The following is a 16802-nucleotide window of genomic DNA, read 5'->3' on the forward strand; positions in this document are numbered from 1 at the left end:
GGGCGACAGCCCGGCGCGAGCGGTCAACTCGTCAAGGTGCTTCGCCGTGAAGGCGCGGAACTTGCGACCTGTGGGCCGCACTGCGGGCGCCGCGTCGTTCACCAGTGTCACGTGTTGGTACTCCTTGCTGTCAGCGGGGAACCGCACCGCCTGGGTGCGTCAGTCACGTACCGTGATCAGAACTGCTCGGGACCACCCCATTCAACCGTTTAGGACGGGTTCGTGCCGAATTGATACCCCCTTGCCCGTGGGAAAAAAGCTGGTCAAGGGACTATCCCGACAAATCGCCTGGACATCATCGTTGACGTTCCGCTCCTTGTACAACGACTACGGGACGTCAACCTCTCCGTCAGCGGACGGTGAAGACCGGCAAGGGGTGCCGGCGGAGAAGGGCCGTGGCGGAGGGTCACGGCGGACGGTGCCGGGTCTGCCAGCGGTTTCGCACCCGATGCGCGGCCCGGGGCGCGCCACGCCGCGGGTTCGGAAATACTGGGCCGGGCGGCGACGTGAACGGCGGGAGGGGGCGCGCTCGTGAGCGCGATCGTGAACGGGAAACGCGAGCAGGTGAACGTCGGGCGCGAGCAGGTCCACGTGGTCGAGTCCGGGCCGGTGGACGGCGTTCCGCTGCTGCTGACCTCCGGGCTGGGCGGCGCGTGGTTCGACTGGTCGCCGACCGTGGAGCTGCTGCGGGACGAGTACCGGGTGACGGTGTTCGACCGTCCGGGACTCGGCCTCAGCCCGGCCCCGATCGCGTGGCCCGCGCTGCGGCGCGACACCGCCACGCTGGAGGCGCTGGCGGAGCGGGCCGGGCGGCCGGTGGTCGTCCTCGCTCACTCCATGGCGGCGTTCCACGCCGAGGCGCTGGCCAGGCTGCGTCCCGGCCTGGTCCGCGGGATGGTGCTGGCCGACCCGAGCTACGAGCGCGACGCGCGCGTGGTGATCCGGGCGGCGCCGGTACTGGCACCGCTGGCCAAGGCGACCGGCGTCGCCCTCAGCGCGACCCGGCTGGCCAGGGTCGCGGGGCCGCGCGTGCGGCGGCTGATCCTCGGCCGGACCAGCCGCCGCGACGAGGCCGTCCCGGACGACGCCGTCCGCTCGGTCTACGGGCGCGGAACGGTGATCGGGACGGTCATCGCGGAGGAACTGGCCTACCGCGAGGTGGCCGCCGACCTGGCACGGCTGCGCGAGCGGCGGCCGTTCCCGCCCATTCCGCTCGTCGTCGTGACGGCGCTGGGAGACGTGGACCGCGCCGGCGCGAAACGGGAATGGAGCGAGGGGCACGCGCGACTCGCCGCGATGAGCCCGCGCGGGCGCCACGTCGAGCTGCCGGACGCGCTGCACATGGTGCCGCTCGACCGCCCCGACGTGATCGCCGACGCGGTCGCCGGACTCCGCCCCCGTGATCGAAGCCCCGTGTTTGAAGCCCCGTGATCGAAGCTCCGTGTTCGAACCTCCGCGCGTGAACCGTTCCGCTCGGACTGGGCAACGAATCCGCATACGGAGCGAAAAGAACGACCACCTACCGCATACACCCGCGCACCGTCGGTGACCTTCCCCTCGTGGAGATCAGTCGCAAGTTCCTAGACAAAGGTCGCGCCTTCCTGCGGATGGGCCGCAAGAAGGCCCTGGTCCTGGGCGCCGCAGCGCTCCTGGTGCTCGTGGTGGCGGGCGGCGGAGCCTTCCTGCTGCTGTCCGGCGGCGACGAGCTGGACTACAAGACCCAGGCCGCGCTGCGCAAGGCGCTGCCGGTGACGGCGGCGGCCGAGCTGCACGAGCGCGGTGTGAAGCTGGCGGCGCCGCTGGAGTGCGCGGACCTGCCCGGCTGGACGAAGGAGAAGCTGCGCGTGTCCTGCACCGGCACGACCACGGACGAGAAACCGGTCCAGGTCATCGGCAGCGGCCGGCAGGAGACGGCCGAGAGCAGCTACACCATCCTCGTGAACGGCAAGCCGGTCGTGGAGAACGCGCCCTGCCTGGGCGCCGACTGCGAGAGCAACGAGCGCTAGAGCCGCACCGACCCTGCTGGAGTGAGGGCCGGAGTGAGAGCCGTGTGAGGGCCGGAGTGCCGGGGTGATGGTCGCCACTCCGGGCGGGCGGCGTCAGGACGGGTGAAATAACGTCCTACGATGCGATGAGCTGCGTTCTTGCGGCGCACCGCATCCCCTTTCACCCTCCTGGAGCGGCCATGACCGGCACCGGCGAGCCGCCGGACCCGGCGGCGCCCCGCCGCCGGGACCCTCGCCAGCCCTCCCGGGCGGCGGGGTCGCGCCGCCAGGCGGCGGTGCGCCCGCTGCCGATCGCGGTCGACACGATGGGCGGCGACAACGCCCCGGAGGAGATCATCGCCGGGGCGGTCGACGCCGTCCGCGAGCACGGCGTCCGGCTGGTCCTGGTGGGACGGGCCCCGCGGATCCGGCGGGAGCTGGAGCAGTACGGCATCGCCGGGAAGATCCCGATCGTGCACGCGGACGAGGCCCTGGACATGGGCGAGGGCGCGCTGGCGAGCTGGCGCAAGCCCCGCTCGTCCATCGCGATCGCCTGCCATCTGATCAAGCAGGGGCGGGCGTCGGCGCTGGTGTCGGCGGGCAGCACCGCGGGGGTCGTGGCGACGTCGCGGCTGCGGCTGAAGGGGCAGCAGGGCGTGATGCGCCCGGCGATCGCGGTGACGCTGCCGACACGGCCGAACCCGACGATCCTCCTGGACGCGGGCGCCACCACGGACGTCAAGCCGGAGGGCCTGGTCCAGTTCGCCGCGCTCGGCACCGCGTACGGGCAGGTCCTGCTGGGCCTCGACCGCCCGTCCGCCGGGCTCCTCACCATCGGCGCCGAGCCGGGCAAGGGCAACAAGCAGACCAAGCGGGCGCACGAGCTGCTCGCGGGCGGCAGCCACGGCATCGAGTTCGCGGGGAACGTCGAGGGCCACGACCTCCTGACCGGGCGGGTGGACGTCATCGTCGCGGACGGCTTCACCGGCAACATCGCCCTCAAGACCATGGAGGGGACGATCCGTACCGCGTTCGCGGAGGTCCGCGACGCGATGACGTCCACCCCCGCCGCCCGCATGGGCGCGCTCCTGCAGCGCCGCCGCTTCCAGGACCTCCGCGACCGCCTCGACCCCGACACGTACGGCGGCGGTGTCCTGCTCGGGCTGAACGGAACGGTCGTCATCGCGCACGGCGCGTCCAACGCGCGCGCCATCACGTCGGCGTGCGAGCTGGCGCACCGCCTCGCCGCCGGGCGGATCGTCGACCGGATCCGCGAGCAGGTCGCGCTGACCCGCACGTCCCGCTTCGGGCGCTGGACGCACGGCGACCGCGACGGTTCCGACAAGCAGGCCGACAAGCAGAGCGACAAGCACGCCGACACCCCGGAGGACAGGCCGGAGGACAAGGCGCCCGGCGATCACGCCGACGCCCACACCGGCGCGCACACCGACGCCCACACCGGCAGGGCGCAGCGCTCCCTGGAGGCCAGCTCGTCCGGCAAGGGCCCCGCCAGGGACACCCTTCCCGACCGCACGGAGCCGCCCGCCACGCCGTAGCCGGAGGACATGGGCGGAAAACCGGGTCCGGGTGGGGACACGTCGCCGATAGCCTTGGAGCATGCCCGATCCGCAACTCCTGCTCACCGCCCGGGTCCAGGCCGCGCTCAGCGCCGCCTTCGGACCGTCGTACGCGGACACCGACCCGGTCATCCGGCCGTCGCAGTTCGCCGACCTTCAGGCCAACGTGGCTCTGCCGCTGGCCAAGAAGCTGGGCCGCAAGCCGCGAGACGTGGCGCAGGAGATCGTCGCCAACCTCGACACCGCCGGCGTCGTGTCGGACGTGCAGGTCAGCGGTCCGGGCTTCGTCAACCTGACGCTGAGCGACGCGTGGATCGCCGCTGAGGCGCAGCGGGCGCTGGAGGACGAGCGGCTCGCCGTCCCCACCGCGGACAAGCCGCAGAAGGTCGTCGTCGAGTACTCGTCCCCGAACGTGGCGAAGGAGATGCACGTCGGGCATCTGCGGACCACGATCGTCGGCGACGCGATCGCGCGGATCCTGGCGTTCCTCGGCCACGACGTCGTCCGCGACAACCACGTCGGCGACTGGGGCACCCCGTTCGGCATGCTGATCGAGCACCTGCTCGACCTCGGCGAGGAGGCCGCCGCGCGGGGCGACTCGTCCGTCAGCGACCTGACCGCGTTCTACCAGGCCGCGCGGCGGAAGTTCGAGGGCGACACCGAGTTCGCCGACCGGTCCCGCAGGCGGGTCGTCGCGCTCCAGGCGGGCGACGCCGAGACGCTGCGGCTCTGGCAGGTTCTCGTGGACGTGTCCAAGCAGTACTTCAACTCCGTCTACGGGCGGCTCGGCGTCACGCTCACCGACGACGACATCAAGGGCGAGAGCTTCTACAACGACCTGCTCGCCCCCACCGCGCAGGAGCTTGAGGACAAGGGCATCGCGGTGATCAGCGAGGGCGCGCTGTGCGCGTTCCCGCCGGGCTTCACCGGCCGCGAGGGCGAGCCGCTGCCCGTGATCATCCGCAAGAGCGACGGCGGCTACAACTACTCCACCACCGACCTCGCGACGATCCGGTACCGGGTCGACACCGAGCACGTCGACCGGATGGTCTACGTGGTGGGCGCGCCGCAGGCGCTGCACTTCCAGATGGTCTTCGCCGTGTCGCGGATGGCCGGCTGGCTGAACGGCGAGGTCGAGGCCGAGCACGCCCAGATCGGCAACGTCCTCGGCACCGACGGGAAGATCCTCAAGACCCGGGCCGGCGGCACCGTCAAGCTCTCCGAGCTGCTGGACGAGGCCGTCGAGCGGGCCGGCGCCGTGTTCGACGAGATCCAGCACGACGAGCCGTTCGACGACGCGACCCGCGCCGCGATCGTCCAGGACGTCGGCATGGGCGCGGTGAAGTACGCCGACCTGTCGGTGGCCCGCGACAGCGAGTACACCTTCGACTTCGACCGGATGATCTCGTTCAACGGCAAGACCGGCCCCTACCTCCAGTACGCGGCGGCACGGATCCGGTCGATCTTCCGCAAGGGCGGGCTGGCGCCCGAGGACGCGACCGGCCCGATCACCCTCGGCCACCCCGCCGAGCGTGCGCTGGCACTGGAGCTGCTGGGCTTCGGCGCCGTCCTGAAGCAGGCGGGCGACACGGCCGAGCCGCACCGCCTGGCGAGCTACGTCTACGCCGTGGCGGACGCCTACACGACGTTCTACGAGAACTGCCCGGTGCTGAAGGCCCCCGACGAGCCGACCAGGGCGTCCCGCCTGGCCCTCTGCGCGGCGACCCTGCGCACCCTGACCACCGGCCTGGACCTCCTCGGCGTCCCGACCCCCGAACGCATGTGACCGCGGCCCCGGCGGGTCGGCCCTTCAGCAGGTCAGCAGGTCAGCCGGTCTGCCGGTCAGCGGGTCAGCCGGTCCGGGAGCCGGCCCCCCGGGCGGACACGCGCTCGCGGGTGATCTGCTCGCGGACGGCTGGGACCACCTCCAGGGCGAACACGGCCAGTTGCTCGGGATCGCCGCCGAACAGGAACGAGTCGACGCCGTGGCCGATGGCCAGTTCCGTCAGCTCGTAGATCCACTGGCGTGGCGGGCCGTGCAGGAAGCCGCGCGTCTCCCGGCCGTCGACCGAGCCTTCGAGGACGTAGACGCGGCGGATGTCGGCCGGGTCGCGGCCCGCGGCTGCGGCGGCGTCGTCCAGGCGGCGCTGGCCGTCCGCGAGCCGGCTCGGCGGGACGAGGGACGACGGTGCGATCCAGCCGTCCGCGATGCGCCCGGCGAGGTCCAGGCCGCGCGGCCCGGTGACGCCGAGCCAGATGCCGATCGGGTGCTCGGGCATGGGGCCGCTCTGCGCGGCCGTGAACCGGTAGTGCTCGCCCTGGAAGCGCAGGCCGTTCTGGTCGGTCCAGTGCAGCCGGATGACCTGGACGGCCTCCTCGAGGGCGCGCCGGGCCGCCGCGGCGCCGAGCCGGCCGGCGCCGTACGCCTCGATGCCCTCCCAGGACGTCCCGGCGCCGAGGCCGAGTTCGACGCGTCCGCCGCTGAGCCGGTCCATCGTCGCGATCGCCTTCGCCAGCGCGGCGGGCGGACGCAGCGGCAGGCACGCCACCGCCGGCAGCACCCGGATCCGGGACGTGACGGCGAGCGCCGCCGCCATCAGCGTCGGCGCGTCCGCCGTGTCACGCCGGTACGGCTGGTCGCGGATGCCGAGCAGGTCGAGGCCGAACCGGTCCGCGTCCTGCGCGGTGCGGATCAGCGGAGCGGCCGCGTCCGGTGCGAGGGACACGCCGAACCGCAGCGGCCCGCGCCGCGCCCGGGCCGGGGTCACTGCAGGTAGCCTTCGACCTCGTCGGGCGGCCGGACCCGCTCGCCGCCGGGGTCCTGCGGGTCGGCGCCAAGGCCCGCCTCCAGCCGCGCCCGGCGGCGGCGGAGCAGGTCCCAGCACTGGTCGAGGGCGACCTCCAGCTGCTCCAGCCGCCGGTGCTCCTCCTCGCGTCCGGGCTCGTCCTCCGCCCCGCCGCGCCGGTAGCGGTCGCGGAGCGCCTGCTCCTCGCCGACGTACTCGCTGATGCGCGCCAGGATGTCCTTCTCGTTCATCGGCCGGTCAGCGGTCACGGTCGCGGGAGCCGGTGAGCCCGCCGAGGAACCCGCCGTCCGTCCGTTCCGGACGCTGGAGCGGCCCGGTCTTCGGCTCGACCATCGGCGACGCGGGCGGCGCCGTCGCGGCCGTCGTTCCGGCTGCCGCCACCGCGCGCCGGGCGGGCGCCTTGCGGGCCGGGGCCGTGGACCCGCCCGTGGTGGACCGTGCCGTGGTGGACCGTGCCGTCTTGGGCTTGGCCGCCGTGGACCTCGTGGTCCCCCGCGACGTCCCCGGCTTGGCGCTCGCGGTCGTCCGGGACGTCGTGGACGTGCGGGCCGCGGTCGAGCGCGACTTCGGCGCCGTCGACCTCTTCGCCGTGGTGGACGACTTCGCCGCGGTCGACGAGCGAGTGCCGGACGACTTGCTCGCCGTGGAAGTGCGGGAAGTACCCGTCCGGGCCGACGTCGCCGACCTCGACCCGCCGCTCGCGGCCGACGTCCTGCGGGTCGTCCCCGACTTGGCCGCCGTGCTCTTCTTGGCGGTGCTCTTCTTGGCGGTGCTCTTCTTGGCGGTGCTCTTCTTGGCGGTGCTCCTCGTCCCGGTGCTCTTCGTCCCGGTGGAGCTCTTCGTCCCGCTCGTGCTCCGCGTCCCGGTGCTCTTGGCGTTCGCCGACTTCGCCGTCGTGGTGATGACCTTCGCGGCCGAGTCCATCGCCTTGGCGGCGTCGGTCATGGCCTTGGTCGCGCTGGTCATCGCCTTGGTCATCGCCGTCATGGCCTTGGCCGACGAGGACGCCTTGGTCGCCACCGACTTCATCTGCGTCGCCGCGGTCTTGGCCTGGCTCGCCGCCTTCGTGACGCGCGTCGCGGCCGCCGACGACGAGGTGCGGGCGGCCGGCGTCGACTTCTTCGCCGTGCCGGTCCTGCCGCCGTTCCTGCTCCCCGTCGAGGTCGAGCGGCTCGCCGTGGTCTTGGACGACGACTTCGCGGCCGACGTGCTCTTCGCCGCCGGCTTCCTGGCCGTCGTGGACTTGTTCGCTGACGTGGACTTGTTCGCCGGCGTAGATTTCGCCGTCTTGGTAGCCACTGATCTCCCCCCAGTGATGATCAGTTACGGGGAGATCTATTCCACACTTTGTGACGCTCTACACACGCTGCGTCATTCCAGATCAGACGCCCACCGGATGCCAGACGGTCTTGGTCTCCAGGAACGCGGTCATCCGTGCGGTTCCGGGCTCCGCGGCCCAGTCGGTCCGGCCGGTCTGATCAGTGCCGTCGGGGCGCAGGACGCGTTTCAGATTCTCGGCGGCCTTCTCCTCCAGGTCCGGCACGTCCTCGGGCGCGGCGCCGGTGAGGTCGATGGCGTTGACGTCCATGTGGGCGGCCAGCCAGGGGGCGATCTCGGCGCGGTGCCCGGTGAGGATGTTGACCACCCCGCCGGGCAGGTCGGACGTGGCCAGCACCTCGGCCAGCGTGATCGCCGGCAGCGGCGCCGGTTCGGACGCGACCACGACGGCGGTGTTGCCGGACACGATGGCCGGGGCCACGGCCGACACCAGGCCGAGCAGCGGCGAGTCCGGCGCGACGAGGGCGACGACGCCGGTGGGCTCGGGCGTGGAGAAGTTGAAGAACGGGCCGGACACGGGGTTGGCGGACCCGGCGACGGCGGTGAGCTTGTCGGCCCATCCCGCGTACCACACCCACCGGTCGACGGCCGCGTCCACCTCGGCGGCGGCCTGCGGTCTGGTCAGGCCCGTCGCGCGGAGCTCGTCGACGAACTGGCCGCGGCGCCCCTCCAGCATCTCGGCGACGCGGTAGAGGATCTGGCCGCGGTTGTAGGCGGTGCGGCCCGACCAGCCGGGGAACGCCTTGCGCGCGGCGACGACCGCGTCACGGGCGTCCTTGCGGGACGCGCGGGACGCGTTGGCGACGAACCGCTCCCTGGAGTCGGTGACCACGTACGACCTGCCGGACTCGGACCGGGGGAACGCGCCCCCGATGAACAGCTTGTAGGTTTTGCGGACGGCGAGACGCGCGTCCGCGACAGGGCCCTGCTTGGACGCTGCGGGCTTAGACATCGAGGTAGGCCTCCAGTCCGTGGCGTCCGCCCTCGCGGCCGAACCCCGATTCCTTGTAGCCGCCGAACGGGGACGCCGGGTCGAACTTGTTGAAGGTGTTGGCCCACACGACCCCGGCCCGCAGCCGCTGCGCGGTCCACAGGATCTGTGAGCCCTTCTCCGTCCAGATCCCCGCCGACAGCCCGTAGGGCGTGTTGTTGGCCTTGGTCACGGCCTCCTCCGGCGTCCGGAACGTCAGCACCGACAGCACCGGCCCGAAGATCTCCTCACGCGCGATCCGGTGCGACTGCGCCACGCCGGTGAACACCGTGGGCGCGAACCAGAAGCCCTGCCGGGGCAGCTCGCACGGCGGCGACCACCGCGTCGCGCCCTCCCGCTCCCCCGCGTCGGAGAGTTCCCTGATCTTCGCGAGCTGGGCGGCGGAGTTGATCGCTCCGACGTCGGTGTTCTTGTCCAGCGGATCCCCGACCCGCAGCGTCGCCATCCGGGCCTTCAGCCGCTCCATGACCTCCCCGGCGACCGATTCCTGGACGAGCAGCCGCGATCCCGCGCAGCACACGTGCCCCTGGTTGAAGAAGATCCCGTTCACGATGCCCTCGACCGCCTGGTCGAGCGCGGCGTCGTCGAACACGATGTTGGCGGCCTTGCCCCCGAGTTCGAGCGTCAGCCTCTTGCGGGTGCCCGCCACCGTGCGGGCGATCTGCCGCCCGACCCCGGTGGACCCGGTGAACGCCACCTTGTCGACGCCGTCGTGCGCGACGAGGATGCGGCCGGTCTCCCCCGCTCCGGTGACGATGTTGACGACGCCGGGCGGCAGTTCGGCCTGGCGGCAGATGTCGGCGAACATCAGCGCGGTCAGCGGAGTGGTCTCCGCGGGCTTGAGCACCACGGTGTTCCCGCAGGCCAGCGCCGGAGCGATCTTCCAGGCCAGCATCAGCAGCGGGAAGTTCCACGGGATCACCTGACCCGCCACCCCCACCGGCTTCGGGGCGGCCCCGAACCCCGCGTGGCCCAGCTTGTCGGCCCACCCGGCGTAGTAGAAGAAGTGCGCGGCGACCAGCGGGACGTCCACGTCCCGCGACTCGCGGATCGGCTTGCCGTTGTCGATCGACTCCAGCACCGCCAGCTCCCGCGAGCGCTCCTGGATGATCCGGGCGATCCGGTACAGGTACTTGGCGCGCTCGCGCCCCGGCATCGGCTTCCACACCCTGTCGAACGCCGTCCGCGCGGCGGTCACGGCACGGTCGACGTCCGCCTCGTCCGCGCACGCGACGTCGGCCAGCACGCTCTCGTCGGCGGGGTTGATCGTCTTGAACGGCTCGCCGTGCCCGTCCACGAACTCGCCGTCGACGAACAGCCCGTAGGAGGCGCGGATGTCGACGACGTCCCGCGATTCGGGCGCCGGCGCGTACTCGAAGACTGTCTTCTCGGAAGCCATGGCTCAGTCCAGGGTGAAGTAGTCGGGACCGGAGTACACGCCGGTGGCCAGCTTGCGGCGCTGCATCAGCAGGTCGTTCAGCACGCTCGACGCCCCCAGCCGGAACCACTCGGGCGCCAGCCAGTCCGGCCCGGCGGTCTCGTTCACCAGCACCAGGTACTTGATCGCGTCCTTCGTCGTCCGGATGCCGCCCGCCGGCTTGACGCCGACCTGCCGCCCCGTGGACGCCCGGTAGTCGCGGACGGCCTCCAGCATCACCAGCGTCACCGGCAGCGTCGCGGCCGGCGACACCTTCCCGGTGGAGGTCTTGATGAAGTCCGCGCCGGCCCGCATCGCCAGCCACGAGGCCCGCCGGACGCCGTCGAGCGTGGCCAGCTCGCCCGTCTCCAGGATGACCTTCAAATGCGCGTCGCCGCACGCCTCCTTGACCGCGACGATCTCGTCGAAGACCTTGGCGTAGTCACCGGCGAGGAACGCTCCCCGGTCGATCACCATGTCGATCTCCGCCGCGCCCGCGGCCACCGCGGCGCGCGTGTCCGCCAGCTTCGCCTCCAGCGGCGCCCGTCCCGAGGGGAACGACGTCGCCACGCTCGCCACCACGACGCCGGTCCCCTCAAGGGAGCGGACGGCGACGTCCACCAGGTCGGAGTACACGCACACAGCCGCGACCTTGGGGACGCACGCGTCCGCCGGATCGGGGTGGGCGGCCTTGGCGCACAGCGCCCGCACCTTCCCGGCCGTGTCCGCGCCTTCGAGGGTGGTCAGGTCCACCATCGAGATCGCGAGGTCGATCGCCTCGGCCTTCGCCGTCGTCTTGATGGACCGTGTGGCCAGCCGCGCGGCCCGCTCCTCGGCCCCCACCTGATCCACACCCGGCAGACCGTGCAGGAAGGCGCGCAACTCGGCAGCGCTGTTCAGAGTCTCCGTTGACACACCCCCAGCATCGCCGAACAACCCCCTCAGCACAAAAGCAGACTCTCGCGACGAACCGCCCATACCCGGCTGACCCGGGTCCTGCCTCGGCGCAGTTGACAGCCACCAGTACTGCACATCTAAAGTACTAGCATCCTAGTTAAATGGAGGTGGCAGTGATCGAGTTCCATCTGGACCCCGGGTCAGGGGTGTCGCCGTACATGCAGCTCGTCCGCCAGGTGCGGCAGGCGCTGCGGCTCGATCTGCTGCACGTGGGCGATCAGCTGCCGACGGTGAAGGACGTGGTGGCGCAGCTCGCGATCAACCCGAACACCGTCCTCAAGGCGTACCGGGAGCTGGAGCACGAGGGCCTCGTCGCCCCGCGCCCGGGGCTCGGGACGTTCGTGACGCGCACCCTCGCCGGCGAGTCGCTCGCCGCGCACGGGCCGCTGCGCAGGGACCTGGAGCGCTGGCTCGCCAAGGCACGGCTCGCCGGCTTGGACGACGAGAGCATCGAGGCGCTGTTCATGACGACCTTTCGGTCCGCCCGCCAGGAGGACATAGCATGACCGCCGCCTTGCAGGCCCAGGGGCTGGGCAAGAAGTACGGGCAGCGGTGGGCGCTGTCGGACTGCACGCTCGACATTCCCTCGGGACGGGTCGTCGGGCTCGTCGGGCCGAACGGAGCGGGGAAGACGACGCTGCTGAACCTGGCGGTCGGCCAGCTCGCGCCGTCCGCGGGCGGCATCCAGGTGCTCGGCGGGCGTCCGGCGAGCGGGCCGGAGCAGCTCGCCAAGGTCGGGTACGTCGCCCAGGACACACCGACCTACGCCGGGTTGAGCGTCGCCGACCACCTGAAGCTCGGTGCGCGGCTCAACCCGCGATGGGACGACGCGCTCGCCCGTGAACGCGTCGAGCGGCTCGGGCTCGACCCCGCGCGCCGGGCCGGGAAGCTGTCCGGCGGGCAGCGGGCCCAGCTCGCGCTCACCCTCGGCATCGCCAAACGGCCCGAACTGCTGATCCTGGACGAGCCGGTCGCCGCGCTCGACCCGCTGGCACGCCGCGAGTTCCTGCAGGGCTTGCTGGAGGCCGCCGTCGAGCACTCGCTCAGCGTCGTGCTGTCGTCCCATCTGGTGTCCGACCTGGAACGAACCTGCGACTACCTCATCGTGCTCGTGGAGTCGCGGGTCCGGGTGGCGGGGGACGTCGACGACCTGCTCGCCGCCCACCACCGGCTGACCGGGCCGCGCCGCGACCCGGCGACGCTGCCGGCGCAGCAGGAGGTCGTGTCCGAGAGCCACACCGACCGGCAGAGCACGCTCATCGTCCGGACCGAGGCCCCGATCCACGACCCCGCGTGGACGGTCGGCCGGCTCGGGCTGGAAGACCTCGTCCTCGCCTACATGACCCATGCCGCCACGGCCCGTCCCAAGCTGGAGGCGATCCGATGATCTGGCTGACGTTCCGGCAGTTCCGCGTCCAGGCCGCGGTGGTGTTCGGCGGGCTCGCCGCCCTGGGCGCGGTCCTGGCGGTCACCGGGCCCGGCATCTCCGACGCGTACCACGGCGGCGTCGCGGCGTGCACCGCCCAGGGCGACTGCTCGAACTTCAACGAGCGGTTCTTCATCGACCATGAGATGTACTTCGGCGCGGTGGTCGGCGTCGTTCTGTTCCTCCCGGGCATCATCGGGATCTTCTGGGGCGCGCCGCTCATCACCCGCGAGCTGGAGCACGGGACGCACCGGCTCGTCTGGACCCAGAGCGTGACCCGCACCCGCTGGATGGCCGTCAAACTCGGACTCATCGGCCTGGCCACCGTGGCCGCCGCGGGACTCGCGTCGCTCGCCGCCGGCTGGTGGTCCGAGCCCCTGGACCAGGCCCTGGCCGAGCGCATGCCGCGGATCTCGCCGCTGCTGTTCGACGTGCGGGGCATCGCACCGATCGGCTACGCGGCCTTCGCCTTCATGCTCGGCGTCACCGTCGGCGTCCTCGTGCGGCGGCTGCTGCCCGCCATGGCGGTCACCCTGATCGTGTTCACCGCCGTCCAGGTCGTGATGCCGCTGTGGGTCCGTCCCCACGTCATCCCACCGGAGCGCAGGTCCGTCGCAATCACGTCCGAGAACATCGAGCAGTTGAACCTGAACGCGCCCCCAGGGACCACCGACGCACAAATGCGGGTGAGCGTGGAGGCGGCACCGGGGGCCTGGACATTGTCGAACGAGACGATCGACGCGGCCGGCCGCACCGTCCCGGCGATTCCCAGTTCCCGGTTGGGCGATGCGTGCATGCCGAAGGGGGGCCCGGGCGGCGAGCCGCCCGACGGCCCGCCGCAGTCGTGCTTCGACAAGATCGCCCAGCTGGGCTACGAGCAGAAGGTGGTGTACCAGCCCGCGGACCGCTTCTGGCCGCTCCAGTGGGCCGAGACCGGAGTGTTCGCCGTCCTCACCCTGGGCCTGACGGGATTCTGCTTCTCCTAGAAGTCGCCGCGATTTCCTCGGGTGGTCGTGCGGCCCGGCGACGAAGTCAGGGGGTGAGGGTCAGGGTGCGCTGGATCTCCGCCGCGGTGGCGCGTATCCGGTCGGCCGACCTCTCGATCCTGGCCAGCTTGGCGGGGCGGCAGGAGATGGCGACGGCGCCGCGGACCGAGCCGGTGGCGTCGGCGACGGGGACGGCGGCGCAGGCGGTGCCGAGGGAGTACTCCTCGCGGTCGACCTGCATGGCGTCCGGGGCTTCGAGGGAGCGGAACAGGCGTCCGGGGTCGGTGATGGTGTGCGGGGTCAGGTCGACGAGCGGGTGCCGGGACAGGTAGTCGCGGCGGGCGTCGTCGTCGAACTGGCTCAGGACGCACTTGCCGATGGCCGTGGCGTGCGCGGCGTCCTCGAAGCCGACCCACACGTCGACGCGGGGGGTGCGCGGGCCGTCGGCGATGTCGATGAGGCGGATCTCGTCGTCCATGTGCATGCTGAAGTACGCCGCGACGCCCAGCTCGTCCCGCAGGTCGATCAGGGTCGGGCGGATGCGGGCCAGCAGCTGCTGGGTCCGGCTCTGCCCGTGCAGGCTCTCGACCCGTTCGCCCAGCACCCAGACGCCGTCCGACAGCCGGGTCGCGTATCCCTCGTGCGCGAGGGTGCGCAGCAGGTGGTAGGTGGTGGCCAGCGGGAGCCGGGCCTCCCGGGCGAGCTGCTTGGCGGGCGCGCCGTTCGGATGCGCCGCGACCACTTCCATGAGACGCAGCGCACGCTGCACCGAGGCGATGAGAGTGGGCTTGCGCGTCTCATCCATTACCCACAGCGAACCCCTCTGGCCTGGTCCGGTCAAGGCCTCGGCGACGATCGCGTCCATTGGATCACTTCTGACGTGCACGTGAGGCGTGTTTCCCGATTCGGCCACGGGATATGGCGATCACATGGCCAGGCACAGGTTCAGGACTACTCAGAAGTACAACCGGGGAGTAACTTCGGGGCGGAGGCACGCCGCATCCAAGGACCCGAGATCGGACGATCCAACCCGGGGACGTTGGGGGCCGTCCCCTGCCGAGGAGGACGCATGAGCCAGAGCAGCCCCGTCAGCGAGCACGGCCCGGACAGCGAGCACGGCCCGGACAGCGAGCACGGCCCGGACAGCGAGCACGGCCCGGACAGCGAGCACGGCCCCGCCGGCGGGCACGCCCACGTCGACGAGCGGACCGCCCGGAAGGTCGCCGAGGAGGCGCGCGAGACCGAATGGCGGCTGCCGAGCTTCGGCAAGCAGCTGTTCCTCGGCGACTTCCGCCTCGACCTCATCGACCCGCATCCCCGCCCGGACGGCGAGGCCCGCCGCAAGGGCGAGGAGTTCCTCGCGCGGCTCACCGAATTCTGCTCCACCAGGATCGACCCGGCGCGGATCGAGCGCGAGTCGCGCATCCCCGACGACGTCATCGCGGGCCTGCGGGAACTCGGCGCGCTCGGCATGAAGATCCCGGAGAAGTACGGCGGGCTCGGGCTCAGCCAGCTGTACTACGGCCGGGCGCTGATGGTCGTCGGCTCGGTCAGCCCCGCGCTCGCCGCGCTGCTGTCGGCGCACCAGTCCATCGGCGTCCCGCAGCCGGTCAAGCTGTTCGGGACGCCGGAGCAGCAGGAAGAGTGGCTGCCGCGCTGCGCCAGGCAGGTCAGCGCGTTCCTGCTGACCGAGCCCGACGTCGGCTCCGATCCGGCGCGGCTGCGCGCCACCGCCGTCCCCGACGGCGACGACTACCTCCTCAACGGCGTCAAGCTGTGGACGACCAACGGCGTCGTCGCCGACCTCGTCGTCGTCATGGCGCGCGTCCCCAGATCGGGGAGCAGGCGCGGCGGCATCTCCGCGTTCGTCGTGGACACCTCCACCCCCGGCATCACCGTGGAGAACCGCAACGCGTTCATGGGGCTGCGCGGCATCGAGAACGGCGTCACGCGCTTCCACGACGTCCGCGTCCCGAAGGCCAACCTGATCGGCAAGGAGGGCGCGGGCCTGAAGGTCGCGCTGACCACGCTCAACACCGGGCGGCTGTCGCTGCCCGCGATCTGCGCGGCGAGCGGCAAGTGGGCCGCCAAGATCGCGCGGGAGTGGTCGAGGGAGCGGGTGCAGTGGGGCAGGCCGGTCGGCGAGCACGAGGCCGTCTCCCGGAAGATCTCGTTCATCGCGGCGACCGCGTACGCGATGGAGGCGATGCTCGACCTGTCCAGCCAGCTCGCCGACGACGAGCGCAACGACATCCGGATCGAGGCGGCGCTGGCGAAGCTGTGGACGTCGGAGATGGCGTGCCGCGCCGCCGACGAGCTGATGCAGGTGCGCGGCGGGCGCGGCTACGAGACCGCCGAGTCCCTCGCGGCGCGCGGCGAGCGCGGCGTGCCCGTGGAGCAGGTGGTGCGCGACCTGCGCATCAACCGGATCTTCGAGGGCTCCAGCGAGATCATGCATCTGCTGATCGCCCGCGAGGCGGTGGACGCGCATCTGTCGGTGGCCGGTGACATCATCGACCCGGACGCGACCGCCGGGCAGAAGGCGCGGGCGGCGGCGAAGGCCGGCGGGTTCTACGCGCGCTGGCTGCCGACGCTGGTCACCGGCTCGGGCCAGCGCCCGAAGGCCTACGCCGAGTTCGGGCCGCTGGCCAAGCACCTGCGGTACGTCGAACGGGCGTCCCGCAAGCTGGCCCGGTCGATCTTCTACGCGTCGGGACGCTGGCAGGGCGGGCTGGAGCACCGGCAGGGCTTCCTCGGCCGGATGGTCGACATCGGCGCCGAGCTGTACGCGATGAGCGCCGTGTGCGTCCGCGCGCGGGCCGACGCGTCGGCGGCCGGCCCGCTCGGCAGCGCCGGCGCGGGCGGCGAGGGCCCCGCCACGGCGCCCGGCGCGTCGGCCCTGCTGCTCGCGGACGCGTTCTGCCGGCAGTCGCGCATCCGCGTCGAGGAGCTGTTCGACGGGCTGTGGCGCAACACCGACGCGATGGACGCCAAGCTCGCGCGGGCCGTCCTCGCGGGCGACTTCGCCTGGGTGGAGGAGGGCGTCCTGGACCCGTCCATCCCCGGGCCGTGGATCGCGCCGTCCGAGCCGGGACCGAGCGAGAAGGAGGACGTCCACCGCACCATCGGCTGAGCCGCGCCATCGGCTGAGCCACCGCGCCCGGAGGGGATGGACTCCCGCCCGGATCGTGGCGGGCCCTACGCATGGGCGCCGCGGGTGCTAAGTGCGGACGCCGCGGGGACGCGCGGCGTCCGTGCGTCTGCGGGCGGTGCGCTTCCGGGGACGAGTAGACTGGCCCGATCTTCGCGCCAGAGACC

General features: G+C 72.1%; 15 protein-coding genes. 8 read left to right on the top strand and 7 right to left on the bottom strand.

The window, feature by feature from the left end; genetic code table 11:
* The first annotated feature begins 531 nt into the window (after positions 1–531).
* The 4 genes from E1281_RS12325 (at position 532) to argS (ending at position 5348) form a co-directional block, all read left to right on the top strand.
* Entirely contained in the window at positions 532–1431 is a 900-nt protein-coding gene (locus E1281_RS12325) for an alpha/beta hydrolase (RefSeq protein WP_243716885.1), read from the top strand.
* Between the two features lie 128 nt (positions 1432–1559).
* Positions 1560–2006, top strand: coding sequence for a hypothetical protein (locus E1281_RS12330; protein WP_243716886.1), 447 nt, complete (start codon positions 1560–1562; stop codon positions 2004–2006).
* Between the two features lie 179 nt (positions 2007–2185).
* Positions 2186–3541, top strand: coding sequence for a phosphate acyltransferase PlsX (plsX, locus tag E1281_RS12335; protein ID WP_347813283.1), 1356 nt, complete (start codon positions 2186–2188; stop codon positions 3539–3541).
* A 61-nt stretch (positions 3542–3602) separates the two neighbouring features.
* Entirely contained in the window at positions 3603–5348 is a 1746-nt protein-coding gene (argS, locus tag E1281_RS12340; protein WP_131877516.1) for an arginine--tRNA ligase, read from the top strand.
* A gap of 64 nt (positions 5349–5412) precedes the next feature.
* Here the strand turns inward: argS and E1281_RS12345 are convergent, their stop codons facing one another.
* The 6 genes from E1281_RS12345 to deoC all read right to left on the bottom strand — a co-directional run bounded on the left by E1281_RS12345 (position 5413) and on the right by deoC (position 11030).
* Entirely contained in the window at positions 5413–6330 is a 918-nt protein-coding gene (locus E1281_RS12345) for an LLM class flavin-dependent oxidoreductase (RefSeq protein ID WP_131877518.1), read from the bottom strand.
* On the bottom strand, positions 6327–6599 hold the full coding sequence (locus tag E1281_RS12350; RefSeq protein WP_131877520.1) for a DUF2630 family protein: 273 nt from the start codon (positions 6597–6599) through the stop codon (positions 6327–6329). Before E1281_RS12350 ends, E1281_RS12345 begins: the two co-directional genes overlap by 4 nt.
* Before the next feature lie 7 nt (positions 6600–6606).
* On the bottom strand, positions 6607–7668 hold the full coding sequence (locus E1281_RS12355; RefSeq protein WP_131877522.1) for an HU family DNA-binding protein: 1062 nt from the start codon (positions 7666–7668) through the stop codon (positions 6607–6609).
* A gap of 82 nt (positions 7669–7750) precedes the next feature.
* Positions 7751–8659, bottom strand: coding sequence for an aldehyde dehydrogenase family protein (locus E1281_RS12360; protein ID WP_131877524.1), 909 nt, complete (start codon positions 8657–8659; stop codon positions 7751–7753).
* Positions 8652–10097 (bottom strand): aldehyde dehydrogenase family protein, encoded by a 1446-nt coding sequence (locus E1281_RS12365; RefSeq protein ID WP_131877526.1) that lies wholly within the window; start codon positions 10095–10097, stop codon positions 8652–8654. The genes E1281_RS12360 and E1281_RS12365 overlap by 8 nt, the downstream gene beginning before the upstream one ends.
* Positions 10098–10100: 3 nt before the next feature.
* Complete coding sequence (gene deoC / locus E1281_RS12370) at positions 10101–11030, bottom strand: deoxyribose-phosphate aldolase (protein ID WP_243716888.1); 930 nt, start codon at positions 11028–11030, stop codon at positions 10101–10103.
* A gap of 143 nt (positions 11031–11173) precedes the next feature.
* Between deoC and E1281_RS12375 the strand changes: the two genes are divergently transcribed.
* From E1281_RS12375 to E1281_RS12385, 3 genes are read left to right on the top strand one after another with little or no spacing between them, the layout of a single operon-like run.
* Complete coding sequence (locus tag E1281_RS12375) at positions 11174–11578, top strand: GntR family transcriptional regulator (protein ID WP_207943248.1); 405 nt, start codon at positions 11174–11176, stop codon at positions 11576–11578.
* Positions 11575–12459 carry an ABC transporter ATP-binding protein gene (locus E1281_RS12380; RefSeq protein WP_131877530.1) on the top strand — a complete coding sequence of 295 codons (885 nt, stop codon included), beginning with the start codon at positions 11575–11577 and terminating at the stop codon, positions 12457–12459. The genes E1281_RS12375 and E1281_RS12380 overlap by 4 nt, the downstream gene beginning before the upstream one ends.
* The gene (locus E1281_RS12385; protein WP_131877532.1) at positions 12456–13484 is read left to right on the top strand and encodes an ABC transporter permease; all 1029 of its coding nucleotides are present in this window, start codon (positions 12456–12458) and stop codon (positions 13482–13484) included. Before E1281_RS12380 ends, E1281_RS12385 begins: the two co-directional genes overlap by 4 nt.
* Before the next feature lie 46 nt (positions 13485–13530).
* Here E1281_RS12385 and E1281_RS12390 read toward each other — a convergent pair whose 3' ends face one another.
* Positions 13531–14289: an IclR family transcriptional regulator gene (locus E1281_RS12390; RefSeq protein ID WP_131877534.1), complete on the bottom strand. Its 759-nt coding sequence runs from the start codon at positions 14287–14289 to the stop codon at positions 13531–13533.
* A gap of 264 nt (positions 14290–14553) precedes the next feature.
* On the opposite strand from E1281_RS12390, the gene E1281_RS12395 reads away from it, so the two are divergent.
* A complete protein-coding gene (locus E1281_RS12395; protein ID WP_131877536.1) occupies positions 14554–16617 on the top strand; it encodes an acyl-CoA dehydrogenase family protein in 2064 nt (687 codons plus the stop codon).
* Positions 16618–16802 lie beyond the last annotated feature (185 nt).

The sequence above is a fragment of the Actinomadura sp. KC345 genome, assembly GCF_004348515.1.
In the GTDB taxonomy this organism is placed as follows: Bacteria; Actinomycetota; Actinomycetes; order Streptosporangiales; family Streptosporangiaceae; genus Spirillospora.